This window comes from Nocardia sp. GP40, from assembly GCF_050434125.1.
Lineage (GTDB): Bacteria > Actinomycetota > Actinomycetes > Mycobacteriales > Mycobacteriaceae > Nocardia > Nocardia albiluteola.
In genome coordinates, this window is record NZ_JBNPVW010000009.1 from 310,329 (window position 1) to 335,282 (window position 24,954).

The 24,954-nt window shown below is 66.7% G+C and carries 25 protein-coding genes and 1 tRNA gene; 20 read left to right on the forward strand and 6 right to left on the reverse strand.

Annotated elements, in window-relative coordinates:
• Positions 1-57 precede the first annotated feature (57 nt).
• The 4 genes from ABH933_RS26975 (at position 58) to ABH933_RS26990 (ending at position 1,929) form a co-directional block, all read left to right on the forward strand.
• Positions 58-615: a hypothetical protein gene (locus tag ABH933_RS26975; protein ID WP_429426643.1), complete on the forward strand. Its 558-nt coding sequence runs from the start codon at positions 58-60 to the stop codon at positions 613-615.
• Between the two features lie 116 nt (positions 616-731).
• The gene (locus ABH933_RS26980) at positions 732-1,154 is read left to right on the forward strand and encodes a DUF3052 domain-containing protein (protein ID WP_429426768.1); all 423 of its coding nucleotides are present in this window, start codon (positions 732-734) and stop codon (positions 1,152-1,154) included.
• A gap of 187 nt (positions 1,155-1,341) precedes the next feature.
• Complete coding sequence (locus ABH933_RS26985; protein ID WP_215922511.1) at positions 1,342-1,806, forward strand: peroxiredoxin; 465 nt, start codon at positions 1,342-1,344, stop codon at positions 1,804-1,806.
• Positions 1,807-1,857: 51 nt separating this feature from the next.
• Positions 1,858-1,929, forward strand: a tRNA-Val gene (locus ABH933_RS26990).
• Between the two features lie 105 nt (positions 1,930-2,034).
• Here ABH933_RS26990 and ABH933_RS26995 read toward each other — a convergent pair.
• The 5 genes from ABH933_RS26995 to ABH933_RS27015 all read right to left on the reverse strand — a co-directional run bounded on the left by ABH933_RS26995 (position 2,035) and on the right by ABH933_RS27015 (position 7,235).
• Complete coding sequence (locus ABH933_RS26995; protein WP_429426639.1) at positions 2,035-3,021, reverse strand: tyrosine-type recombinase/integrase; 987 nt, start codon at positions 3,019-3,021, stop codon at positions 2,035-2,037.
• A 423-nt stretch (positions 3,022-3,444) separates the two neighbouring features.
• A complete protein-coding gene (locus ABH933_RS27000) occupies positions 3,445-4,353 on the reverse strand; it encodes a helix-turn-helix domain-containing protein (RefSeq protein WP_429426637.1) in 909 nt (302 codons plus the stop codon).
• 673 nt (positions 4,354-5,026) lie between these two features.
• Positions 5,027-5,269 (reverse strand): helix-turn-helix domain-containing protein, encoded by a 243-nt coding sequence (locus tag ABH933_RS27005; protein WP_429426634.1) that lies wholly within the window; start codon positions 5,267-5,269, stop codon positions 5,027-5,029.
• A 216-nt stretch (positions 5,270-5,485) separates the two neighbouring features.
• Positions 5,486-6,376: a helix-turn-helix domain-containing protein gene (locus tag ABH933_RS27010; protein ID WP_429426632.1), complete on the reverse strand. Its 891-nt coding sequence runs from the start codon at positions 6,374-6,376 to the stop codon at positions 5,486-5,488.
• Positions 6,377-6,431: 55 nt separating this feature from the next.
• Positions 6,432-7,235: an alpha/beta fold hydrolase gene (locus tag ABH933_RS27015; protein ID WP_429426630.1), complete on the reverse strand. Its 804-nt coding sequence runs from the start codon at positions 7,233-7,235 to the stop codon at positions 6,432-6,434.
• Positions 7,236-7,360: 125 nt separating this feature from the next.
• Here ABH933_RS27015 and ABH933_RS27020 point away from each other — a divergent pair, with 125 nt between their 5' ends.
• The gene (locus ABH933_RS27020) at positions 7,361-8,323 is read left to right on the forward strand and encodes an AraC family transcriptional regulator (protein WP_429426628.1); all 963 of its coding nucleotides are present in this window, start codon (positions 7,361-7,363) and stop codon (positions 8,321-8,323) included.
• A gap of 54 nt (positions 8,324-8,377) precedes the next feature.
• Here the strand turns inward: ABH933_RS27020 and ABH933_RS27025 are convergent, their stop codons facing one another.
• Entirely contained in the window at positions 8,378-9,250 is an 873-nt protein-coding gene (locus ABH933_RS27025) for a helix-turn-helix domain-containing protein (RefSeq protein ID WP_429426626.1), read from the reverse strand.
• Positions 9,251-10,115: 865 nt separating this feature from the next.
• On the opposite strand from ABH933_RS27025, the gene ABH933_RS27030 reads away from it, so the two are divergent.
• The 15 genes from ABH933_RS27030 (at position 10,116) to ABH933_RS27100 (ending at position 24,902) form a co-directional block, all read left to right on the forward strand.
• Positions 10,116-10,718 carry a hypothetical protein gene (locus tag ABH933_RS27030; protein WP_429426624.1) on the forward strand — a complete coding sequence of 201 codons (603 nt, stop codon included), beginning with the start codon at positions 10,116-10,118 and terminating at the stop codon, positions 10,716-10,718.
• Positions 10,715-11,962: a cutinase family protein gene (locus ABH933_RS27035; RefSeq protein ID WP_429426622.1), complete on the forward strand. Its 1,248-nt coding sequence runs from the start codon at positions 10,715-10,717 to the stop codon at positions 11,960-11,962. The genes ABH933_RS27030 and ABH933_RS27035 overlap by 4 nt, the downstream gene beginning before the upstream one ends.
• Positions 11,959-13,104, forward strand: coding sequence for a lipase family protein (locus ABH933_RS27040; RefSeq protein WP_429426620.1), 1,146 nt, complete (start codon positions 11,959-11,961; stop codon positions 13,102-13,104). Before ABH933_RS27035 ends, ABH933_RS27040 begins: the two co-directional genes overlap by 4 nt.
• Positions 13,105-13,305: 201 nt before the next feature.
• On the forward strand, positions 13,306-14,793 hold the full coding sequence (locus tag ABH933_RS27045) for a cutinase family protein (RefSeq protein ID WP_429426618.1): 1,488 nt from the start codon (positions 13,306-13,308) through the stop codon (positions 14,791-14,793).
• Between the two features lie 451 nt (positions 14,794-15,244).
• Positions 15,245-15,619: a hypothetical protein gene (locus ABH933_RS27050; protein WP_429426616.1), complete on the forward strand. Its 375-nt coding sequence runs from the start codon at positions 15,245-15,247 to the stop codon at positions 15,617-15,619.
• Between the two features lie 2 nt (positions 15,620-15,621).
• Positions 15,622-16,281, forward strand: a complete 660-nt coding sequence (locus ABH933_RS27055; RefSeq protein ID WP_429426614.1) for a DUF6668 family protein — start codon at positions 15,622-15,624, stop codon at positions 16,279-16,281.
• Positions 16,281-16,571, forward strand: coding sequence for a hypothetical protein (locus ABH933_RS27060; RefSeq protein ID WP_429426611.1), 291 nt, complete (start codon positions 16,281-16,283; stop codon positions 16,569-16,571). The genes ABH933_RS27055 and ABH933_RS27060 overlap by 1 nt, the downstream gene beginning before the upstream one ends.
• A 28-nt stretch (positions 16,572-16,599) precedes the next feature.
• Positions 16,600-17,571, forward strand: coding sequence for an alpha/beta fold hydrolase (locus tag ABH933_RS27065; RefSeq protein ID WP_429426609.1), 972 nt, complete (start codon positions 16,600-16,602; stop codon positions 17,569-17,571).
• Positions 17,568-17,801, forward strand: a complete 234-nt coding sequence (locus ABH933_RS27070) for a hypothetical protein (protein WP_429426607.1) — start codon at positions 17,568-17,570, stop codon at positions 17,799-17,801. The genes ABH933_RS27065 and ABH933_RS27070 overlap by 4 nt, the downstream gene beginning before the upstream one ends.
• 18 nt (positions 17,802-17,819) lie before the next feature.
• On the forward strand, positions 17,820-18,452 hold the full coding sequence (locus ABH933_RS27075) for a hypothetical protein (protein ID WP_429426604.1): 633 nt from the start codon (positions 17,820-17,822) through the stop codon (positions 18,450-18,452).
• Between the two features lie 13 nt (positions 18,453-18,465).
• A complete protein-coding gene (locus tag ABH933_RS27080) occupies positions 18,466-19,263 on the forward strand; it encodes a hypothetical protein (protein WP_429426602.1) in 798 nt (265 codons plus the stop codon).
• A complete protein-coding gene (locus ABH933_RS27085; protein WP_429426600.1) occupies positions 19,260-20,726 on the forward strand; it encodes a hypothetical protein in 1,467 nt (488 codons plus the stop codon). The genes ABH933_RS27080 and ABH933_RS27085 overlap by 4 nt, the downstream gene beginning before the upstream one ends.
• The gene (locus ABH933_RS27090; RefSeq protein WP_429426598.1) at positions 20,723-22,195 is read left to right on the forward strand and encodes an SCO6880 family protein; all 1,473 of its coding nucleotides are present in this window, start codon (positions 20,723-20,725) and stop codon (positions 22,193-22,195) included. The genes ABH933_RS27085 and ABH933_RS27090 overlap by 4 nt, the downstream gene beginning before the upstream one ends.
• Positions 22,192-23,979, forward strand: a complete 1,788-nt coding sequence (locus ABH933_RS27095) for a hypothetical protein (RefSeq protein ID WP_429426596.1) — start codon at positions 22,192-22,194, stop codon at positions 23,977-23,979. Before ABH933_RS27090 ends, ABH933_RS27095 begins: the two co-directional genes overlap by 4 nt.
• Positions 23,976-24,902, forward strand: a complete 927-nt coding sequence (locus ABH933_RS27100; RefSeq protein WP_429426594.1) for a hypothetical protein — start codon at positions 23,976-23,978, stop codon at positions 24,900-24,902. Before ABH933_RS27095 ends, ABH933_RS27100 begins: the two co-directional genes overlap by 4 nt.
• The last annotated feature ends 52 nt before the right edge of the window (positions 24,903-24,954 follow it).

Genomic DNA, 24,954 nt, shown 5'->3' on the forward strand with positions numbered 1-24,954 from the left:
TGTCATCGGACACAATCAATCGGACATAGTCGAGGTCGAGAAGCGGGGAAGACGACGATGAAGCTGCTGAACCCACACGGGTTCGGAATGGTGTGCGCGATCGTGGCGGTCGGCACGGGACTGGTCGTAGCCGGCTGTTCCAGCTCCATCCACGGTACCGCTACCGTGAACCAGGCCGATGCCGCCGCGTACCGCACGGAGATGTCCTCCTCCTCCGCGGCGGCCACCTCCTCCAGGAAGGCGGCCGCGCAGGCGAAGGCGGTGAGCGACAACTGCACTCCGTTCCGCGGGACCACCAGCGTCGCGGTCACCAAGTACAACGAGTTCGTCGACGCGCACGACGCCAATGCGCCCGATCAGGACGCCAAGCGGGATCTGGCCGTGCAGACCCTGACCGACGCCGCCAACGCGGTGCAGGGCCGGGTGAACAGCGCCGGCGGCGACCTGCCGCCGGATCTGGCGCACAAGTTCGGCGACTACATCACCGCGGCGCGCGCCCTGGCGGACGAATCGCGGAAGATGAATTACACCGCGCCGGTCGGGCCGCTCAACGACGCCAGCAAACGGGTGAACGACGCGCTCAACGCCGCGCGGCTGGCCTGTCCGTCGCACTAGTTCTCGAGTGCGACTGGGACATTTCGCGGAGAATTTGGCCCGATCGGCTTGCGTTGTGGCGCTGGACCATGTTCGCTTGCAACTACCTATTGTCTGGAGTTGAGGAGGACACCACCGTGGTCGCCGCGGCGGACGCGCAAAACTACGCTCAGAAGCTTGGCATCTCGCACGACATGGTGGTTCAGGAGCTGGGTTGGGATGATGACACGGACGATGCCCTGCGGGCCGAGGTCGAGGAGGCCATCGGGTCCGAGCTGCTCGACGAGGACACCGACGAGGTGGTCGACGTCGTGCTGCTGTGGTGGCGGGACGGCGACGGCGACCTGGTCGACGAGCTGCTGAACGTCATTACCCCGCTCGCCGACGACGGCGTGGTCTGGGTGCTCACACCCAAGACCGGGCAGTCGGGGCATGTCGACCCCAGCGAGATCGCAGAGTCCGCGACGCCGGCGGGGTTGACCTCGACGACGCCGGTCAGCTTGGGGACCTGGACCGGAACCAAACTGACGCAGCCCAAGACTCCGTCCAAACAGCGCTGAGCGATCATGGTTTCGCCGCAGCGCCCGCTGCCGGCGAAACCGTCGCCGCCGGATCGCGGTGGGACCGATGGCCACACGGACCATCGCCTCCCGGCGGCCGCGGCGGAGTATGCATCAGATTCAGCGGAGGTCGGTGTGCGGCGCGAGCCTGTCGCGCCGCACACCGACACGGACAGGAGGTTCGCGCATGCCGCTCGAAGTGGGTACGGTCGCACCGGATTTCACGCTCAAGGATCAGAACAACCAGGAAGTGCGCCTGTCCGACTACCGCGGGCACAAGAACGTCCTGGTCGTGTTCTACCCGCTCGCCTTCACCGGCATCTGCCAGGGCGAGCTGTGCAAGGTACGTGACGAGCTGCCCAAGTTCCAGAACGACAACGCCGAGATCCTCGCGGTCTCGGTCGGCCCGCCCCCCACCCACAAGATCTGGGCCTCCGAACAGGGCTACACCTTCCCGCTCCTGTCCGACTTCTGGCCCCACGGCGCCATCGCCCAAACCTACGGCGTCTTCAACGACAAAACCGGCTTCGCCAACCGCGGAACCTTCGTCGTGGACAAGGACGGAATCATCCGTTTCGCCGAAATGAACGGCCCCGGCGAACCCCGTGACCAGGCGGCTTGGGAGAAAGCGCTCGCTGCGTTAGATTCTTAGACCGCGCCTCGTGACGAGGCCACCACCCGCTCCGCCTCCCGGCGGGGCCCCGGGCGTATAGCTCAGCGGTAGAGCTCTGGTTTTACACACCAGCGGTCGGGGGTTCGAACCCCTCTGCGCCCACTCGTTGATTGCCAGGTCAGAGGCTATTTTGATCATTCGGCGGAGAATTCGTCATCGAGTGCGAAGTGCCCAGTGTCCCTAGAGTGTCCCAACGGGTCGGCGGGACTAGGTGCCTGCTCGTTGGGTGTCGTCATCGAACAAGGCGGTGCCCGCCGACTCCAGCGCCTCGTCATAGACGTGACCGTAGACCCTGAGTAGAACGGCCGGGTCATGGCCGAGCCACTTCGCCACCGCCGAGACGGCCGCGCCGGAGTCCAACAGGATGGTTGCGGCGGTGTGCCGGGCGTCGTGCAGGCGGATTACGGGTAGGCCCGCTGCCTTGGTCTGCCGCTGAAACTCGTCGGTGTACCACTCGGGCCGGATCGGTGAGCCGTCCTCATGCACCGCGATCAGACATTCGTCCGACCACGACGCCTCGAAAGCCAGCGCTTCGGCCTTCTGGGCGACCTTGAACCGGGCCAGTGCCTTCACTACGTCGTCCGGAAGCGGCAGGCTCCGGCGGCTGCGCCATGACTTCGGGTCGCCCTCCTCGACGTCTTTGCCGATCGCTACCCGGCCACGGCGGACATGCAAGGTGTTCCCCTCGATACGGGACCAGCGCAACCCCATGATTTCCGAGCGGCGCAGGCCGCACAGCGACAGCAGGAACAGCGCAAAGAGGCGGTGCTCGCGGACGTGCTCCCGGAATTCCCGGCTCTGCTCTCGGGTCCACACCTGCATTTCGGTGTCGGTGAACTCGGGCCGCTTCACCAGCCGCGCGACGTTTCGCGTCACCAAGCCCTGTTTCACCGCGTCATCGAGCGCGGCGGTGAGCTGAATCAGCATCGTGGTCACTGTGCGGGCGGCAACCCCCCGTGCCTCTACGGGCCGGGATGCGCCGGGAGCGAGGGCGTACAGGCCGCGCTTGGGCCGCACGACTGTGCCCGATGCGCGCATCCGGTCCAGGTAGCGCCCTGCCTTGTCACCGAACTTCGAGGTCACCGCCGCGTAGCGCACGCCGTCCGGGTGCTCGGCCACGAATGCCAATACCTCGGCCGCCATGCCTCCGACCGCACTGGCACCCCTGCGCCCCCCGGTCAGACGCCATGTCACGAGGTCATCCAGGTGTGCCTTGGTGAGCTGCTGGAGCGGCAGGTTACCGAGGCGGTCAACGACAGGTTTGAGCGCGTGGCGGTAACCGTCGACGGTTACCCGGCGGACATCGCGCCGACCGTCCAGCCACGCCGTGATATGCGCGCCGACCGTGGTCTTGGTAGGGGCGGCGTAGCGGCCTTCGGCAACTTCGGTCGAGATGCGCCGATATTCGCGTCGCGCTTCTGCCTTGGTGCCGTAGCTGAACCGGCGGCGATCACGGCTGCCATCCGGTTTGACCCCGACATCGATGCGGAATTCATAGGCCGTGACGCCGCTCTTGGCGACCCGTGGACTGATCGGTTCGGCCCGGCGGGACTTCGCGGGCGAACCGCCCTGATCTTTCTTGGTGGTAGAAATTCTCGACCTCTCTCGTGGTGGTGGTCAGGTGAGGTACGGCCGTGCTGCGGCCAAGACACGGGACACGGTGGACGAGGAAACCCCGACGTCCGTCGCGATACGGGAATGTGTCCAGCCGTGCTCGTGACGAAGGCGCAGGATCGCCGCGACCGCGCTGGGGTCACGCCGACCTGATGGATCACTGATGCACAGCCTCGCGGCCAGCTCCGTCCAGCGGTCGGCGCTGCGCACTGTCTCCGGATCGCTGTGGACCGCTTCCGGGTCGGTGCGGATCGCGGTCAGTTCCGTTGTCGTCGAGTAAGTCTCGCTTTGCACCTCACGAAGAGAGGCGATGCGCATCGGATCGGGCCTGTGCACGGGCTGTGCACGCTGCGGATCGGGCTGCGCATCGGCGTGCACGAGGTGCCCCAGCGCCGCTCCCATGCCGAGTATGGCCACGGGCAGACAGGCCACGAGCACGGTCACCGGCCACGGTGCTGTGGTGACCCCGGCGGCGCTCATGAGGTGGTAGCCAACCTGCCCGGCCGCGCCAAGAGTCAGGCCCGCGAGCGCGGAATTCCTTGCGTACCTGCGGGTTCTTTCGGAGCGGATGCGGCCGGAGAGCCACGCGAACAGCGCGTAGGCGGCATAGCATTCCACGCCGATCGGTAGCGTGATCGCGGTGTTGATCGTGGCCTGATCCGCGATGCCGGGCAACAACCGCACCGGACCGAACCCGGTCATCTCGCCCAGACCGACCCATCCGGACCAGATTGCGACGAACGCGGGCGCGGCCAGTAAGAGGATCGGCCACGTGCGCAGTGCGCGCGGCTGTGCATGGTGTGGATCGTCCTGTGCACCATGCGGATCGACGTGCATCGGCTGTGCATCCTGCGGATCGGAGTCCGGATCGGGTGTGAAGGCTGGCGGGGCGTTCGCCGTGATGATCGGCATTGTCCTTCGGTTTCCTGTTCGTTTGTCGGGTGTGGGATTCGGGTGCGGACGGCGGCGCGATCGGCGGGGCGTGCGACCGGTGCTGGCGGGTCAGTGCTCAGTTCTCCAGATCAGTGCCCGATCGGAGCGTTGTGGGGGGTGTCAGCTCGCCGAGGAAGACGGACGGGGTTGGTTAGCCGGCCGGTGGTCAGCTCACCGTTCGTGGCGTCCACCGAGATCAGAATGTCGGTGATCGAGGGGAGTTGATGCCATGACGGCGGCTGACGGCAGTGGCGATTGCCCCGGACCGCGCCGGTTCGACGGACAACTTCTGTCGAATCCAGTGCGATGCAGCTGGATTCGCTGTCGCTACTGGGAAGGTCGGTCCTGCGACCCAGGCCACTACGGTGGCGGTCGAGTCCGTGGTGTTACTGCAAACGTTGGGTGGTCGGCGGGCTTCAGCGAATTGCAAGTTATGCCAGCAGAGGTTTTCCTGGTCGGTGCCCGTCATCGGGTGCCGACATTGAAAACTGGTCCCCTCGCTGACATCGATCACAGCCGCGATGGCATGATCGCCCGACGGGTAGCGAACCTACCGATCGTCTGCATGGTGCTCAGAACAACAACCATGGGGTGGCACCGCACAGCGGTGCCACCCCGTCACTGACTTCGCAACACGGCCTAGGTCGGCGCACTACTCGGTGTCGACCGGGAGTTGCAGTATATGGCGTATCCAGATCGATGGGATGCGTACACGAATACCTACGTGAACCGCCGGTATCTCACCGGATTTCACGGCTGTGTAGAGGGTGGAGCGGCCGATGCCGAGGAGGCGAGCGGCGTCGGAGACCGACACGGTGAGCTCGGACTGAAGACGCTCCAGTAAAGCTTCGACGTCGGAGGTCATATCGCTGAATTCGTTGTCGGGAGCCAACATACTGATCTATGTATGACGCGTATGGGATTCGTGATAGCCCGAGTCGGCACGCCCCGATTGGAGTGAAGTCGAAGTCGCCTGCTGTCCATGGCGTTCCTCCGGTATCTGGATGGAGAGGTACACCTGACTCGCTCGAGTCGCGGTGATTGCTGCCCCCTTACCCAGGAAAGCCGAATAATCGATGGCTGTCTACTGTTCTGTGGGACTCAATTTGCATCACATTCGGGCGCCCGTACAGGAATTCGACGAACAGTTACCTTGCGTGCCCAGGGACGAGGAACGTAAACGTGTTCGCGCACCGCGAAGTGCGGTATTGGTGAGGGTTGGGTAGAGGGTATGAAGGATTATCTGCCGTGAGTCGGTGATGTCGGTTCGATGGATTGTGGCAGTGAATTCGGCACCGTCGAAAGGGCGGCGAAGGCGAAGCGGTTCGGTGGTTGCGCGGTCGTACGCGACGAATGTGCTGGTGAGCCATCGTTGGGTGAAAGCCTTGTAGCGTCGCAGGTCGCGGAAGAGGTGGTTGGCAGCCGGTGAGGTGCGGTGGCGGCCGAGGGAGACCTTGAACGATCCGACCATGAAGTCGGTGTCGGGTTCCCAATCCAGGATGATCTGTTTGGCTGTGGGGCCGAGCCACCACAGCAGCATATTGCCGGTCTCTTCCAGACCGGCGAACGTCCTGCTCATCGACTTGTTCATCGCCAGTACGCTGCCGATCGGGTCGGTGTAGACAGCGAGCACGCCCCGAACGTCGAGCGCGGAGAGTTGGTCGATCAGGACTGGTGTGCGGTCCAGGTGGTCGCGGAGAGTGTTCCGGGGTACGAGAGGTATCGCAGGAGCCAGCAATTCGTGGATGTAACGGACCTGGGCGGGGCTCAGCTGATAGGCGGCGATCAGCTTGCCGATCATCTCGGCACTGGGGTGGCGGTCGCCCTTTTCGAGTTGTCGAAGGTAGATCTCGCTGATCCCAGTGCGGTCGAAGACCATCTTGCGTGACAATTTCGGCGGCTCGTCTCGGAGCTGGCGCAGGTAGTGGTGTAGGGCAGGCATCCGTGCGACCGGGCGCTCGTTGACGGGATGCTGCTTGCGGTTGTTGGGCCGTCCGTTCATGCGGGTCCTTACACGTAGCTGTGGCAGATGTGGGGTACCTATTCGCAGATCGGGGTCATCGACGATCTGCGGTGAAGTGAGCCATCAGCGCTTGGAAGACTTCCTTGGGTCGCTCCAGCGCGACCGAGTGCCCTGCTTCTGGGATGGTGACGGATCGGCCTCCGGCGGCATTGGCGATCTTGGTGGTGGAGATAGGGGGTGGGTAGGCGTGGTCTTCGGTGCCGGCGATTGCCAGGACGGGAATTTGGCAGCCGTGGAGCTCTTCGAGGATGCCGTGGCGGTAGATGACTCCGTAGGCCGCGTCGCCGATCGAGGGGTCCAGTTGCGTGAGGTACGTCCGCCAGGACGAGATCGTGGTGGAGTCGGGGTTGGCGAGGCTGGTATCGCCGAACATGATGAACATGAGCTGGTCCACGATGTCGGCCGGTCCATGCTCGGAGAGGTGCGCGGCGAGGGGCACGAATTCGGCAAGCCTGTACTCCCGATCGGCCGATGCACCCAGTGCTGCGGCCGACCGCAACAGGTGAGGGCGGCGTGCCGCGAGTCGGAGTGCGACCATCCCGCCTAAAGAGTTGCCGACGAAGTGACACGGTGCCACGTTCAGATGGTCGATCAGCCTGGCGGCGTCCTCGGCGAGGATGTCGACGGAGAGGTCTGCTCGGGGCTCGCGCCTGCTGGTGCCTTGTCCGCGGTGATCGTATGTGATCGTCCGGTATCCGGCGTCAATCAGCAGCTCTACCAGGGCGTCGAACATGCTGTGGTCGAAGAACAGCGAGTGTGCGAGCACGACTGGTGTGCCCTGCCCGTGATCGAAGTACGCGATCCGCGTCCCATTGACTTCAGCGTAACCGTCAATCATAACCTCTCCTGAGCCTATTGAAAATACATTTAGGGGTATGATCACAAAAACTATGCGTGACCGGGCGGGGGAGTCGACCGGATCCACGACAGGTTTCACCGGATCTGCGACGGGAGGCGAACACCGTGACCGATCTCCGGTACGAGCCGATAACACACACCACCTCGGAGTTGCCTGAGTCCGATCGCATCGATGCGTGGGGAGCGATCATCAACGCCCACCACGGTGAAGTCGGGTTCGATATCGCGGACACGCGAGAGTTCTCCGGGACCATCAGTATCCAGCAACTCGGCGATGCGAACCTGGAAGAGTTCCGGGTGGTCGGATTCGAGTCCACGCCGGTTCACTACCGGCGCACGCCGCAGCACGTCCGGCAGGACTCGAACGAGTCGGCGAGGCTCGTGATCCCGGTGGCCGGCCGGATCACGCTGCGCCGAGACGAGGAAGTGGTCTCGTTGGAGCCCGGGCAGATGGGCATGTACAGCTGTGCTCGGCCGTTGGAGATGGAGCACGACGTCGCGGGAGCGTGGCTGTTGTCCGTTCCCAGCGAGGCGTTGTCGCAGCAGCACCGGTATCGGCCGCCGCTGCAGCTGGATCCGCAACGAGCCATGCTTCGCAGCGTGGTGTCGATGACCAAGGACCTGGCTCACCACCGTGAGACGCTGTCGGCCTACGAATTCGTCAGCCTGGGGAACAATCTGGTCGACCTGCTGGTGAAGTCGTTGGATCCCCATCAGGCGACGGAGCTGACCAACCTCGCCGGGCTCGCCGCCGATGCACGGGCCCATATTGCCAAGTACTGCCGGGATCCCGCCGTCACGGTCGCCTCGATCGCGGAGCATCTGGGCTGCTCGACGCGCCAGCTCGAACGGGCACTGCGCGAGTCGGGCTTGCCCACTCCGGCCAAGTTGCTTCAGCAGGCGCGACTCGAGGTGGCATGGAAGCGCCTGCGGGACCCGTCCGACACGAGCAGCGTGCTGACGATTGCCACCGAATCGGGTATCCGCTCGGTGTCCGTTTTTACCGCGGCCTTCCGGGACCGGTACCAGAGCACGCCATCCCAGATCCGCCGGAACCGCACCCGCTGAACATCATTCGACAATTCCAGAACTACCGCTGGGCCGGGTTGGTGTGATGTGGGATCACAGTGCTGGGGAGGGTGGCCGCGACGAGGGGGAGGTCGAGGTGGAGTCGAGAGGAAGAAGTGCGTACCGCCGGATCTGTCCGGAACTATCGACGTCGCTGCGATGCACGACAACGGCGTATTCGGCGCCGTCGCTGGGACGGCGAAGCCTCAGTGGGGCGTCGGTGGGACAGGTGTAGACCACGCGGGTGCTGTGCACCCACGGCCACAAAAAGGCCCCCGATCGGCTCAGATCGCGAATGAGGTCGGTGACTTCGGGGGCACACCGGTGCCGAGCGATAGCGGCCTTGAACAGCGCGACGACCAGGTCGGTGCGGGCGTCCCAGTCGACGACGATGGGAGCGGCCGCAGGACTGAACCACCACCTCATGACGTTGCCGGCCTGCGCGAGCCCGGGAAACGCCTCATCCATCGGAGTATTGGACGCCAAGATGCTGCCGGACGGATCGACGCAGACCCCGAGCACTCCCCGATCTGCAAGATCGGTGAGGTGGTCGACGAGGTGTGGTGTCTGGCGGACCTGAGCGCGGAGTCCCGGCAGGTGCGGCAACGGCAGGGCCGGCATCAGCAGCTCCCGCGTATAGCGAGCCTGTGCTGGGGACAGCTGATAGGCGGCGATGAGCTTCTCGACGACGTCGCTGGTTGCGTTACGAATGCCGCGCTCGACCTGGCGGATCTGATGCCAGCTCACACCGGTTAGCGCGCTGACCTGCGGGCGCGACCAGTGCCTCTCGTCCCGCAGCAGTTTGAGATAGTCCGCGATGACGGAAACCTCGACGTCGGGGGAGGGGCGAGCGTTGCCCGATGCCCGCCCGGAGCGGCTCCTCGGCGACTGTTCGGCATGGTCCCCCCAATTTTCACTGTCTTTCATCGATGTCTGCTGTCTCGATAGATTCGAAGATTTCCCCCAAGCGGTTCCATGATTACCAGACCATCCGGTGTGGCGCAATCGAGACATTCGCCCTTGGATTGCCGCAGATTAACTATCGGCTCCATGGGTGGTCGCGGCGGGCTGGAGTGGCCCAGATGCATCACGGGCCAAGAAATTTGGTTGTACACACACGGCATCACATATGCCTTATCGGCGCTGATAAACGGGGATATTCACGGTGCGCGCAAATTGTATGTGATGCAAATTGAGTTCCATGGAACAGTGGATTTCTTTGAGCTTCCAGGGTTGTGTGGTGTCTGACAGTGATCCAACATCGGAAGGAAGATTAAATGCTATCGCTTGTTGCAGACGTCTTTATCATCATTCAGGACGGGGTCTGGCTGGCCCAGCAGGCAGCGGCGTTCCTGCCTCTCTGATCGGGGTTTGACCGGGGCCTCTGGTCGGGGATTCACTCGCCCGGGGCCCACCGGATACGAGCTGCGGCTGTCTTTTCTTTTCTCTCATCACCTCTCCACATTCACCCATGAAGGGGTAATTCGGCATGTCCAGATCCAGTACACCGGTGCCACACGCGCGAACGCGTGCGGGGTTAGGCGCAGTGGGATGTCACGCGCTGACGTACGAACGACCGCGAGGGAGAAGACCCCGGGCTTACCGTCCGGTCGCGACTACAGTGGTGTCGCTGGCGATCGTGTCCTGCTGTTGTGGTGTCGCGATGGCCAGCAGGCCGGAGGTGATTGCCGAACAGCCGGGTGTGACGGGCCCGAGTCAGCCGGGTACGGTCGCGCCCGCCCCGCCTCCTCCACCCCCCGTACCAGTACCCGCGGCGTCTCAACCCCCGGCGGTGCGTAACGGACCGGTTCCCCGTCCCGAGCCCACCGCCGCGCCGGCGCCCCCGGTGCGGATTCAGGATCTGCATCTGCCCGTGCCGGTGCGGCCGGTGGCACCGATTCGCCCGCCGGCCAAGACCCTTCGCATCGGCGAGTGGCAGGCTCCGTCGCCGCCATGTCTTCCGCCGAATGTCCGCGACACGATCAACAACGTCGCCGCCGGTGCCGAGGCCCAGGTTGCTACGGCCCTGGACTCGATTGGGCTACCACCCGGACGGTCGGACCGGGTCGCGGGCGCCACCATCGTGGGTGCTGCGGTCGCCGGAGCCGGGGGCGCGGTGGTCGCGGGCGCTCCGGTCGCGGCGGCCGGGGCGGTGGTCGGGGCGGCGGTCGGCGGCACCATCGGCGGCATCGCCGGCGCTGCGATCGGCACGGTGATTGCCGTCCCAGTGATCGGCACCATCACCTCCGGAGTGGCAGGCACCGCGATCGGTGCCGCGGTCGGAGCAGTGGCCGGCGCGGCTATCGCGGGAATTCCGGCCGCCGCGGCGGGGGCTCTGGCAGCCGGGACAGTCGGTGCCGGATTCGGTGCCGGAGTGGGGGTCGGTCAGCGGTGAGCAGAACCAGACGGACGATGCGGGCGGCCGCGGTCATGGCCGCGAGCGCCTGGACAGTATTCGCCGCCGGGGCCATCGGACTTCCTGCGGCGCAGGCGGTGCCGATCGGACCCTCGTGCCCGGCACTGTATGTGCTGGCGGTGCAGGGGACGGGGCAGTCGTCACCGTCCGCGAGCCCGACCGCTGATGTCAACCTGCTCGGCGCATTGCTGGGCCCGGTGCAGGCGGCGGTGCCGACCCTGGTGCAGCGCAGCTACATCGGGTACCCCGCCGGGTTCGGCGGCGCAGTGCCCGGCGGCGGCACCGCCCCATACATCACTTCGGTCACCGACGCGATACGCCAGCTCCAGGACGCCCTACAACAGATTACGCGGACCTGCCCGGCAACGATGGTCGGTGGCGTCGGGTTTTCTCAAGGCGCGGAAGCATTTTCGACGGTTGCCCAGGAGATCGGCGCCGGACACGGGCCGATCGCAGCGAACCGTGTCGCCGCGATCGAGCTGTATGCGGATCCGGACCGGCCCGACGGGTCGCCTGCTTTTCCGGGCCGTCCGGGCCAGAGCAGACCCGACCCGGCCCCGGGCACCAGCGGAGCCGCGGTGTCCGGAGTGCAGATCGCCAGTCCGACCCTGGCCGGGAGCGGCATCGCCAGCAACGGTCAGAGTTTCGGCACCCTGACCGGCCGGGTCGCCGAGATCTGCGCCCTGGGTGACCTGGCCTGCGCCGCGCCCGACCGCGCCGGGTTGCTGCGGTTCGCGGCACGCTTGGCTGCGCAGGCCGATCTGCGTAACCCGATCGCCGCCCTGGGATCGCTCAACGCATTACTGGGCACTGCCTTCGGCAGCGCGTGGACCACGATCCTGGACAACGACGTCCGTCTCGGGCCTGGCACTGTGGAGTATGCGCCACAGAAAACGTTGTCGCAGCGCCTCATTGATGCGGCGGACCCTCGGATCCCTGCACCGCTCCCGGGCCAGGCTGGCGAAGCGGCAGCTCGTTGGGCGCAGATCACCAACACCGTGATCGGCAACCCGCTCGGGGTGCTGCCGTCTCTGGTCGGGCAACTCGCTGGCGCGGTGGGGCAGTTGGCCGCGGACAACGCGGACCTGGCCAATCCGCTGGTGTGGGCCGGTTACGCCAACACCGTTGCCGCGCACACCGGTTACGCCGTCACCGGGCAACTCGCGCCGGGCATCGCCTGGCTCATCGCTTCTGCTCACGACATCGCTGGGAGACACCCATGACCACCACCCCCACCCCGAACATCGACAGTCACTACGCCCCGATCGTGATCGAGCACGGCCGCCGCCCGGGAGACCTGCTGCGGGTCCGCAAGATCGAACTACCTGGCCTTCCATTCACGGGCGATGCGTGGCAGATCGTGTACGTCTCGTCCGACTCGTACCACGAACTGATCCCCGTCTCGGGCATCATCGTTGCCCCCGAACACGAGCCGTCGACCGGATCCGGTCCAATCCTGGTGTACTGCCCCAGATTTCACGGCCTGGGCGGACCGGCGCCCTCACAGCTGCTGCCGGACGGCCGCGAACCGGAAACCGCAGCGATCCTCGCGGCCCTGGCAGCGGGATTCACCGTCGCGATCCCCGACGGCGAAGGCATGGGCGTGAGCGGAACCGGCCCCCATACGTTCCTGGCCAGCGGCGCCGCAGCACATGTGGCCCTCGACATCGCCCGGGCAGCACGAGGTTTGCCCGATATCGACGCCAGCACCGCACCGGTGGTGGCGTGGGGGTACGCCGACGGCGGCCGCACCGCGATCGGCGCTGCGGAGCTCAGCAACGACTACGCACCGGATGTCGAGCTGCGGGCCGTCGCGGCCGGGGCCGTGGTCACCGACCCGGGTGACCTGGCCGCCCGGCTGGGTAACGGCCGGTGGTCGGTGCTCGGGTTGGCCGGTCTGATCGGCCTGTCCCGAGCGCACCAACATCTGCCCCTGCGGCACGTGCTGACCGATGAGGGACGCCGGATCGTATCTGCCGCGGAACATCTCACCGCTCCGCAGTTGTTCGAGAAGTACCGCCGACCGCTCGGGGATTGGTGCGACCGACCCGACCCGTGGAACGACCCGATGTGGCGGTACGTGCTGGCCCGGGAGATCACCGGTCTGGGCGTACCGGAGGTACCGGTGCACCTCTATCAGGGCACGGCCGACACCATCGTCCCTTCATACCTCGGGCACTCCCTGCGTACCCACTACCAGGCCGCAGGTACCGAGGTGACCTGGACCGAATACGACACCGACCACACCGGTGCCGCCATCGCCGGAATCGCCGAGGCCCTCGAACGACTCACCCGCGACCTCAACTGCCCCCGCATCCCACCCGACCCCGCGGACGACGACACCGCCGGACCCGGCCACCCGTGACCGGGAAGCCACAGACAGTCCGTGTCTGAAACCTGTTGTAGATCAGGCGATTAGGCCATCGCGCTCGACTTGAAGGAGGTGAGAATCATGCCACACGACGATGTAGCAAGAGGCCATGGCGCCCGCGTGCTCCGCGGCATCAGCCGACGACGGACGCTCAGCACGCTGATTGGTCTGTGTGCCGCGGCGATCCTTGTCCTCGTGACGAGTGGATCCAGCTGGGCGCAAACGGATTCGGTGCCGCTGGAGGGCAACTGCCCGGCACTGTACGTGCTGGCGGTGCAGGGCCCGGACCAAGCACCCCCGGACGCCGGACCCACCACCGACAGCGGCGCGCTCGGAGCGTTCTTCACCTCCCTGGCCTCCCCAGACGACGAGATTCAACGCGCATACGTGCCGTACGGCCACAACGCCGACGGGGCGGTGCTGCCCTACGACCAGGCCGTCAGCACCGCAGCCGGACAGCTCGGAACCTGGGCACACGACGTGGTGACCCGGTGCTCCCGGACCCGGATCGCGGCCATCGGATACGGCGACGGCGCGGCGGCGGTGTCCGCGTTCGCGCACCAGGTCGGTGCCGGGACCGGACCGGTGCCCGCAGAGAAGGTCGTGGCTGTCGCACTGTTCGCGAACCCTGCCCGCGCCAGCGGAACACCTGTATTCCCCGGCCGGCCGCCGGGACAGACCACCCCGAACTCCCCGCCTGGCCTGCCCGCATCCTCGACCAGCGGAATCACCTTCACCGACGTGTCCGTCACTGGTTCCGGAATCGGCCAAACCGCCAGCGGGCCAGCGGCTTACGGCACATTGACCGGTCGCCTGGTGGATCTGTGCGCGCCGGGGGACCTGTCGTGTGGCACCCCGGCGGGCACACCGATCGAGCAGACGATCCACAACATCGCCGCGCAATCGAACTTGCACGACCCGATCTCCGCGATCACCACCGTCGCACAGGCTCTCGCGGGAACGGTGTGGAAGACCGCGGTCGGGGTGGCGAGCCAGGACATCCAGGGCGACAGTCTGGACCAACTGTCCTACCAGCCCACCCAATCCCTCGGGCAGCGTCTCGCGGTTGCCTCGAACCCGAACACCCCGATGCCTGGCCCGGACCAGATTCTGGGTGCCTTGTTCCGGCTCGGGACCATCGGACTCAGCACCGCGGTGTCGATCGCGGTGAAGGTCTTTTCTCCCGCCACGATCGCCGAACTCGCCACGGTCGGGCTGGCGAACCCCGGCGCGGCGATCGCGGACCTGGGGGTCAAGCTGGCCGGGGCGGTCGCGGAGCTCGTTCCCCCGCAGACCGCGCTGGGCTGGCTCAATCAAGCATTCACGGCTGTGACCTCGACCGTCACCAACGGCAGCGACCTGTACGGCGTCGCCACCCAAGCCCAATACAGCGACACCACTACCAGCAGCGGCCAGGCCTACACCACCACCTCGGCATCCCCGCAGGGCACACCAGCATTCACCGCCGTCGCCACCTGGCTCACCGCACTCGCACACACCATCGTGGCCACCGAGCCCGCCTCACCGCCGGCACCCGAACCTAGCAGCCACGACCACACGACGACACCGGCCACCAGCAGCCCCACCACGACTCCAGACAACGCCGAGACAGCGCCCACATCGACCCAACCCACTGCCACCGGACCCGGCTCCACGCCCGCCACCGCGGCGACGAGCCCATAAAGACCCCTTCGGCGGAGACCACTCTCAGCGCCATCAATCCGGAGAGAAATCGGTTTTCCCTCGCGGACCGTCTCCCCGAAGGGCCCCACACCCATCCACGCCCACGGAGGTGAACACCATGCCCCCCACCATCGAAACACCCACCGATAGCGAACACGGCTGGGGATGGATCACCACCACCGATCCAATCCCACTGCACACCAACACATCCAATCAGAAAGCGGCTCGAACCGAGAACGAGTGGGAATGGCTCCACGAATCGAAACCATCCGAAACATGCTATCCAGCAGGAAAATCCCACACATCAATGTCGAAACCTGTGCTGGCAGTGGCGATAACACTGACAGTCGCAACGATTGCTGGAGCGGTGGTGCTGAACATACTCACCGCGACTCACGCCAGCCAACCAGCAGCGAGAACCGCTCGACACACGACAACGCTATCGGCCACCGTGACGCCGCAGGCAGCCGCCTGCCGGGGACTGTCCGGCGCCACGATCACCGACCAGCCAGGACCCGCCGACAGCGTCACCGGACTGATCTCAACATTCGAGGCCGCCTACTACTCGTCCCGCTCGGCCGACCAAGCGATCCGCACCCTGGCCGCGGACAGCGGAATCACCGCCGCAGCGCTCGCCGCAGGCATCGCAACGATCCCGCCGGGCAGTACCCACTGCGTCGCGATCACCCCGATCACGCCCGACACCGCCACCGTGCACCTGGCCGAGCTCCACCCCGACGGCAGCCGCACCGACTACCTCCAACTGATCAACACCCGCCGCACCCCCGCCGGCCTGCAGATCAGCAACATCCAGAAGCAGCAATAACCATGCGCACCAGCCCTTTACGCGCCATCGACACCGCCGGGGAACCACCTGCGCGTCTGGACCCCGCGACCATCGAGGCACCCAGCCCGGACCGGGCCGCCCCGATCCGCGAGACACCGCTACCCACCACCGGCCCGCACCCGCCGCTGTTCGCCGTGGTCGGTGCGCACGGGGGTGCCGGGGCATCGACGCTGGCGCGCTGGTGGGCGGCCGCCGCCGACGCGGGTGTGGCTTGGCCAGGCTCTGCCCGCACCACCCAACGTGTTGTGCTGGCTGCGCGTGAGTGCATTCCGGGCCTGACCGCCGCCGCGGATCGCCTGCGCGAATGGCACGCGGGCCTGGCCCCCGAGGGTGTCAGCCTCGTCGGACTTGTCCTCATCGCGGCCCGGCCCGGCCGGATCCCCGCCGCCGTGCGGAGGTTCCGGCGCACCGTCGCCGACCTGGTCCCGGACGACGCGATCTGGCCGATCCGGTGGCACGAGGAGTTGATCGTCCACGAATTGGCCGAGCTGGCCCGGTACGCACCGTTCGATCCACCCCCACCCCGCCGCGCCCACCTCACCCGCGCTGTCCCGGCCGATGTCCACCAGGCCGGTGCGGCCATCACCGCCCGTATCGCCGCCGAACGGCAACAGGCACAACAGGAAAGCAGGGGAAGCTGATGATCTACGCATTCCTCAACGGCGTCGCCACCCCTGGAACCATACCGATCACCCCGAGCCCACCGCCCGGATCCAGCGGCCTGGTCCACATCGTCGACTGGGTCGCCTGGCTGGTGACTCTCGCGGGTATCGCCGCCCTGATCTACGCCGGCGGCAAGTTCGCCTGGGAACGCTGGCACGGCGGCGCGGTCGAGTCTCCCAAGATCGTTCTCGCGGCATTGGCCGGTGGAATCCTCGCCACCAGCGCCGGGCAGATCATGCAGGAAGTCCTAGCCGCATCAGCGCATTGACATGATTACAAACCCCTTCTCTCCCAGCATGTTTCATAACAAAAATCCGGAACTGACCTGTAACGGTGGTGGCCGCTACCGGGCACCTACGTCGACGGTAAGGGAGGCCCGCACCATGCACTCCGGCCACTGCGCACTGACCATTCCTGGCGGCGATGGACTCGCCCTCGCGGCCCATCGGCTGGGCGCGCTCGGGGCACCGGCGACCGTGGTGTACATCCATGGCCTGCTCGCCGATTCCACGTACTGGGCGCCGGTGACCCAGCGGCTTGACGAGCGCCTGGATGGCGGCATCGCCCAGATCGTGTACGACCAACGCGGACACGGCAACTCCGATCGCCCACACCGGCGCTCGACGACCACGATGCAACACCTCGCCGAGGACCTGGACCTCGTACTGACCCGCACCACCGGTGCGGTGCTACTGGTTACCCACTCGACAGGATCTCTGCTCGCACACGCATGGGCCGAGCGATACCCGCACCGCGCCGCGGCACTGGCAGGGTTCGTGATCTTCAACGGCAGCGCCGAAATTCCCGAATTCCCCAGCCTCCCAAGGCTGTATCGCAACATGGCGAAGAATATGCATCGCTGGCGGCACGGCGCACTGGAGCCGATGTCGGCCGCGGCGGTCCGGCTCCTGACACGGATGTTCCGGCGGCACGCTCACCCGATGCCTGCGACACAGTGCGACCACCGCGTCATCGCCGACGCGCTAGGCCAATACCGCCGAACCAGCCTGTCGCCCGAACTGGTCACCCAGCTGCGAGAGGTGCCGACATTCGTCGTCGCCGGCGAGTTCGACCCCATCGTCCCGACCGCGCAAGCCCTGGAGCTGGCGGATCTGATCTGGGCCGACTGCGAAATCGTCCCCGCCGCCGGGCATTCCCTGCCGCATGCCTACCCTGACCGCGCCGCGGAGTTCATCTTGCAGGCCCTCGATGTCGCCTACCACGCAGATGTCGCCGATCCGTTCGGCACCTCGCGGGACCGGTCATGAACTACAAGCCCCTCCCCGCCACGGTGACCGATCTGATCATGACCCTGTTGAGCTGGCTGGACTGGATTGTGCTGCTGCTGTGTATAGCTCGGCTGATCTGGGTCGGCGCTCAGCTTCTCATGCGCCTGTATCGCGACGAGGCCATCGAAGGAGCGATCGGATCCGGGCTGGCCGCCTTCCTGCTCGGCGCGGCATCCGCCATCGCCGCAGCCGTACTTCCCACCCCGTGAAAATGAAAGAAGTCAGCAATGACCACACCGATACGAACACCGCCCCTGCGAGCGGTCTCCGTAATGATCTGGCTGGCGGTGCTGAGCGCGATGACCGGCTGCGGCAGCGCTGCCCACCCATCCCCACTGTCCCCGACGACCGGCGCCGATCTGCATGCGCGGCCCTCGCACCTGGAATCGACTGTCTTTCAAGGCATCACGCTCCCGGTTGCGAACCAGGGACCTCACGACGATGACGGGACGGTTGCCACGGGTTACGACCGCACACCCGTCGGTGCCGCCCTGGCGGCCATTCAGGCGACGGTGCGGATGTCGGTGGCCACCGACGACCAATTCGCCGCGATCGGCCAGCGCATGCTCGCCTCCGGCCCTGGCCGGGACGCCTGGGCTATCGCCCGGGCGCAGATTTCCATCTCCGCACCGACAACGAATCCGCCGACCATGCTCGGGTACAGCCTGCGCAGCTACACGCAGTCGCGGGCGGAGATCGTCATTTACACCCGGCAGCCCGACAGCTCGCTGACCGCGAACACCGCCACCGTCCTGTGGCTGGACAACGACTGGAAACTGTTGCTGCCCAATCAGTCCCACAACGACCCCGTGACAGCGATCGCCCACATTCCGGCCGACATGACCGCGCTGACCAGGTGAAAGCAGGCAGGCCATGAGCATCGGACGCATTCAGGCCGGCGTCATCATCAGCATCGCGGTGGCGATCGTCGCGGTGGTCGCGCTCGAGGCGATCCCGCACCACAACACCCCGGCACCCCACCGGCCTGCCGACACCAACACGACTACCGGCCCGGCGCCTTCGCGGCCGTCGACGCCAGCCAAGGCTCCGACCATAGACCTGAACGGGAACCGCCTCGACATCCCTGCCGACGGTGCCGGTGAGGCGCTGCCGCAAAACCCCGGCACCCGACCGGACCCCCGCAGCCCCGCCTACCTGACAACCCCGCCGGCTGGATTGGATTGGCAGCGTAGCTGGGGCGGGGCGGCGCTGCCAGTATCGGCCAGTGACGGACCCGAAAAGATCAGCAACGGCATCGCGTCCGGATTCGCGGACACCCCACAGGGTGCGGCCTTGGCAGCATGTGACGCCCTCGCCCGCACTGTCGCCGCCCCGGATGGGGTGTGGCAGAACGTGATCCGCGAACGATACCTCGGCGGCGGCCAAGCCCTGATCGACCGCATCGCCCGCAGCCGAACCAGCACACCCGACGCCGCCGAGTACGCCATCGTGCCCGATGGAATCCGGGTCCTGACCGACTACCGGCCCGACTTCGCCGTCGTCCAGATCGCCGTCCGCGCGAGTGACGGCTGGGCATACGGTGTCTGGCCGATGGCCTGGTCCGGCGGGGACTGGCGTGTGCGAGTCCCTGACGATCTCGAAACGCTGTGGCAGCCCGCTGTCCCGGTTGCGGACTTGTCGGACTTCGGGCAATGGAGGAGCACCCCGTGACCACCGACTCCTTCACGCTGCACGCTGCCGCTACCCCTCTGGGGCTGTGGCGTAGCCAAGGCCCGTCATCATTACCCGACCCGACGTGCTTGCTGGCGCCCCCGCTCAATGTGACCTGCCAGCTACACCAGCTGGGTCAGGCCGGAAAACAAGCAGCCGCCGATGTGGCCGGTTCAGCGCTGCATTCGTTCACGCAGAGCCTGCTGTCCGGCTTCGGTGACTGCCTTCGCTATGCCTTGACGTGGTGGACCAAGTTTCCGTCTCCGAATCTTGCTTCGCCGACCGGCGAGCCGGGTCCTGTGCTGGCGGATATTCAGGGCTACACCAGCGGACTGCAGGTGCTGCTCATGATCGCGGGCATCATGTTCGCCGCCGCCCGGCTCGCGCTGGCGAAACGAGGCGGAGTCGCCGGCGAAGCGCAGGAGACCTTCCTGGTCTTCGCGCGGGCGATCTTCGCGTCCATGACCTTTGCCGCCGTCGTCACCGTCGGTACGCGAGCGGGGGATGCCTTCTCGGACTGGGTGATTTCCGATGCCAGCCGCGGCGACGCCAATGTGTTCGCGACCTCGCTGAACTCGTTCATGACGAATGTGTTGGGTGATGGCCTGGTCTTGGTCATCGGCCTGTTCGGGATCATCAGCATGCTCGTGCAGCTTGTCATGCTCGTCGTGCGGCAGGCGTTCTTGATCCTGGTGGTGGCGGCGTTGCCGATCGCAGCCGCGGCGGCGGGGACTGGTCCAGGGTCTCAAGCGTACAAGCGGATGCTGTCCTGGGCGTTGGCTTTCCTGTTGTGGAAACCGGTGGGCGCCTTGGTCTATGCACTTGCCTTCAGCGCGGGTGGCGCGAATAGCAGTGCACAACACCCTGATCCGCAGATATCGCTGCTCGCACTGATTCTGCTGATGATGGTCGCGGTGATCCTGCCGGCATTGATGCGGCTGATCGCCCCCGCCGTGGCCACACTCGGCGGCGGTGGCGGCGCGGCTGCTGCTCTGGCCGGTTCAGCGTTGGGCGTGGGCATGGGGCGAGCCAGCGGTGGTGGGGACGGTGCCGAAGCGCGCAAAGTCACCGAAAACGACGGTTCGGCCGGTGGTGGCAATGGTGGAGGTGCGCCTCCGTCGAATCCTCCACCCCCGGCCGGAGGATCACCCGGCGCAGGACGGCAACTCTCTGGCGGCACCGCAGGGGGAGGTACCCGTGCGGGAGCTACCGGTGGAGGCGCCGGGGCACCCACTGCGGGCGGCGACGCGGGCGCCACAGCAGCGTCGCCCGCGGGCGCGGCGTCGGGGGGAGGCACGGCTGCCGCTGCCGGAGCAGGTCCGGCGGGTGCGGCGGTGGCGGGTGCGCAGACGGTGTCGCAGGGCGTGCAGAAGCTCGGTGCGGCAGCCGAGAGCGGGGCGCGTGACACCGGGGAATCCGGATGGGATCCCGACGCGCCCGGGCCGATGGAGGTGCGGCGGTGACCACACGAATGTACGGACGGTGGGAAAAGCCCCGCTCCGCAGGATTTTTCGGGTTGACCTGGGGTGTCTCGATGCTCGGGCTCGGGCTGGTGGTGACGATCATGCTCACCTTCATGATCACCCGGTCCTTCCAGGTCACCGGAGTGGTGATCGGTTGTGCCGCAATCGTGTTCATTCCGATGGCGGTGACGATCGGTGGCCGTAGCGGGTGGGAGATCGCGGTCCTGCGCACGCAGTACGCCCTCGCGCGAATCAAGGGCGAGGATCTGTATCGGGCGGGCCGGTTCTCCCGCATCCCCGGCATATCGAAACTGCCTGGGCTGGTGGCCAGTTCGCGGTTGAGCGAGTACGAAACCCCCGGCGGGAAGCGATTCGGGCTGGTGCATGTGCGCCGCACGGATCACTACACGGTGATATTGCGGGTGCTGCCCCGCGGCAAGGAATTGGTGGATCAATCCCAGATCGATGCCTGGGTCGCTGGATACGGGGATTTCCTGGCGAACCAGTCCCGGGGCGGGGAAGTGGTCGCGGTGACCTCGGTGCTGGATCACGTCGTCGAAACCCATCTGTCCCAGCGGCGGGAGGTCGCGCGCCTGATCCGGCCGGAGGCGCCCGAGTGGGCGCGGGTGGTGATGCAGCAGGCCGCCGCCGATATCGGCGGGGTCGGGGTGCGGGTGGAGGCGCGGGTCGCGATCACCTATCGGGCGTTCGGGCAGGGCCGTGTCCGCCGCGATACCGCCGAGCAGGCCCGCGAGATCGGCCAACGCCTCCAAGGGGTCCTGTCCCAATTGGCCCGCGCCGGCCTCCCCGCAACTCCGCTTGAAGCGTGGGAAATATTGGGGTTGGTGCGGTCCCGCTTCGATCTGGCCGCGCAGCGGGATGTGGAGGCAGCCGGGCGGGAGATCCTGCAGACCCAGTCGTGGCGGTCGGTGGGGCCGGTGGCGCACGAGGATCGGTGGGATCACTACCTGCACGACGGTGCCCGTTCGATCACGTGGGAGATGGATCTGGCGCCGCGGGGCGCGGTGTACGAGACCGCGCTGGAAAAGCTGCTGCAACCGCGCGCGGACGTGCCCCGCAAACGGGTCGCGATCGTGTACCGGCTGCACTCTGCCGCCGAAGCCAGCGACCTGGTCGACAACGACTTCCGCGACGCGTTGGCCGCCGAGCAAACCGAACGCGGAATCGCCTCGGCCTCGGCGTCGATCCGCGTGGACAACACCCGCGCCGCGCGCCTCGAACAGGCCCGCGGCGCCGGCCTGACCCGATTCGGGGCCTGGATCACCGCCACCGCCCCCCTGGATGCGGACCTGCCGGGAATCGAGGCCTCGGTCAAGGACATGGCCGCCGCCTCGCGGTTGGGCATTCGCCGCTGCTACGCCACCCAGGCCGCCGCGTTCGCCGCCTCGCTGGGCATCGGGCTGATCCTGCCCGAGCACACCTCGGTCCCCCGGAGAGCCACGACATGAACAGCGACGACACCACACCAGCGCAGCGAGGCCGGTACACCCGCCTCGGCGGGATCGCGGTCCTGGCCCCTGAAGCGCGTGCTGTCACCGAGCGGCGGGCGGCCCGCGGCGGGATCCGAGCTGCGTGGGCGCGGGTGGAGCTCTCGCGTGATGATCACCGGCGTGCCACCGCGGTACGTCGTATCCAGGACGATGGGCGAGACGGGTTCGACCGGCCGCTGGCCCGGCTGACCGACCGCGGCTACGCCGGAGCGGGTGGCGGCCGTTCCGGTGTGGTGCCCTCGACACCGGAGTGGCGGGGTACGACCGCGCAGGTTGCCGGGCTGTGGCCGTTCGCGGTCGGCGCCACCGCCCCGACGGTCGGGGTCCCGGTCGGTAGCCACTACGTCACCGGTGCCCCCGTGCACTTCGACCCCATGAGCTGGTTCCTGCGCGGATACATCACCGCACCGAGCGCATTCATCCTGGCACTCAACGGATTCGGCAAGAGCAGCTTGATCCGGAGATTGGTCACTGGTGCGGTCGCGGCCGGGGACACCGTGCTGGCGATGGGCGACACCAAACCCGACTACCGCGACCTCGTGGAAACCCTCGGCGGCCAGGTCGTCGAGCTGGGCTACGGATACGGATCGATCAACCCCCTGGCCGTCGGCACCCTCGGCGGCGTCCTGAACCAGATCACCGACCCCGACCAGCGCCGGCAGATCACCGCCCGCGTCGAGGCCAGCCAGGTCACCATCGTCTCCGGGCTGATCGAACTGGTCCGCGGTGCGCGCGTGGCCGACTACGAGGAAACCCTCCTGGTTGCTGGCCTGCGCGAACTCTACAGTCCTACAGGAGGATTCACCCCCGAGCGGCCCCCGCTGCTGTCGGATCTGCTGGCGGTGATCTCGGCCGGGACCGAGCACCTGCGCCGCTCGGCCGAAGAGGACGACGAGCTCTCGTACCGGAGCGGCACCAAAATGTTGCGTCGCTCGCTGCGGGCACTGGTGGAAGGCCCGTGGGGCGACATCTTCGACCGCCACACCAGCACCACCCTCGACCTGAGCAGTCCCGCGGTCTGCATCGACGTCTCCAAGGTCCCCGAAGGCGACACCAAACTCCTGGCCGCGGTCCTGATGGTCTGCTGGAGCGAGGGATTCGGCGCAGTCGCCGCCGCACACGCCCTGGCGGACGCCGGCCTCGCCCCCCACCGGATCTTCCACGTCGTCATGGACGAGATCTGGCGGGTCCTGGGCGCGGGGGAGTTCATGGTCGACCGCACCGACGCCCTGTCCCGCCTGCAACGACCCTTGGGTACCGGGCTGATCATGTGCTCGCACACCATCAAGGACCTGTCCGCCTACAATTCCCCGGCCGCCCAGGCCAAGGCTCTGGGTCTGTTCGAGAGGTCACGGGCGAAGATTATCGGCCCGGTCGGTCCCGAGGAGATCGACCGGCTCCGCGCCGCGGTGTCCATCAGCGACACCGAGAAACTTCTCATCACTTCCTGGGCCGCACCCCGGCCCCCGACCGACGACCACGCCGACCATACGGGAGCCCGCGAAATCCCGCCCGGCACAGGATGTTTCTTACTCAAGACCGGCGAGGCGAACGAGCCGGGGATTCCGTTCCGCATGAGTTTCGTCGCGGCCGAGCGGGACAGCGACATCCACAACACCAACCGTCGTTTCGACCACCTGACCGACGCATCTGCGCGCACCTCCGGGGCTGCAACCGGTGGTGGTTCGGGCGCCGATTCCGATGCAGCCCAACCGTTATCAGAACAAGAGGATCGACAATGACTCATTCGATCTCAGGGGTGAATTCGCTGCCCAGCTGGAAGCTGCGGCTGCTGGAACGCATCCAGAACAACTTCGCGAACCACGCCGAGCTCCTGCGGGACGGATACCCGGTCTACAAGCCGCACTTCGGCAGTGCGGACGCTCCGATACAGACCTGGCGAACCCATCTGCTCGTCCTGCAGGCCGACCGCGAGGAACTCATCACCCACGCGCTCGCGGTCTATGTTCCCCACGACGCCATCAGAAAGGCCGGGGCCGCCGGTGGGAGAGGAGAACGGTGGGGCCACAGCGTGCACTCCCCGCGCACCATGCGCGAGGGTGAGGATCCCGTGCGCGCGTACATGATCGAGGGCGTCGCCAACGATATCTGGCAGCTCGAACAGATGGCCGCGATCACCGTCGAACACCAACGGCGCGCTCTGGACCCAAACGGCACGGCCGGTGAACTCACAGAACAGTTCCACCGCAACATGGGCACGCTGTGGATGCGAGCCCGGGACACCAGCCTCGTAATCGGCCTGAACGCAAGCGAACGCACCGAATTGTGGGATCGAGACGCCGCTGGCTGGAAGTGGCTGACGGCGTTGACCGTGCGCGGTCAGACCGACGCCCAGCTCGACGAGCGACAGCGCGCCTACAGCTGGCGGGGCATCGAACACGCTGCCCGCCGCGCCATCGAGTCCCTGCCCGAACGCAAGCCGATCCTGGACCCCGGTAGCGAGCCCCCTGACCCCGAGGCGTTACTCGCACGCGCAACCAACGCCCTGAACACCCTCGCTGCCGAGCCCGCCTCACCGGACCCGGGCGGCATCGAGGGCATCGAGATCGTCTTCGACCCCGACCGTGCCACCGAATGGGACAGCGGCGGTCCCACCGAGACCGGCCTCCGTCGGCCCGATCCGGGTGTTGGGAACGAGTTGTGACGGGCGAGTGGGCGATGCGAACCACCACGGCCGACCGTCGGTTCCGAGACAG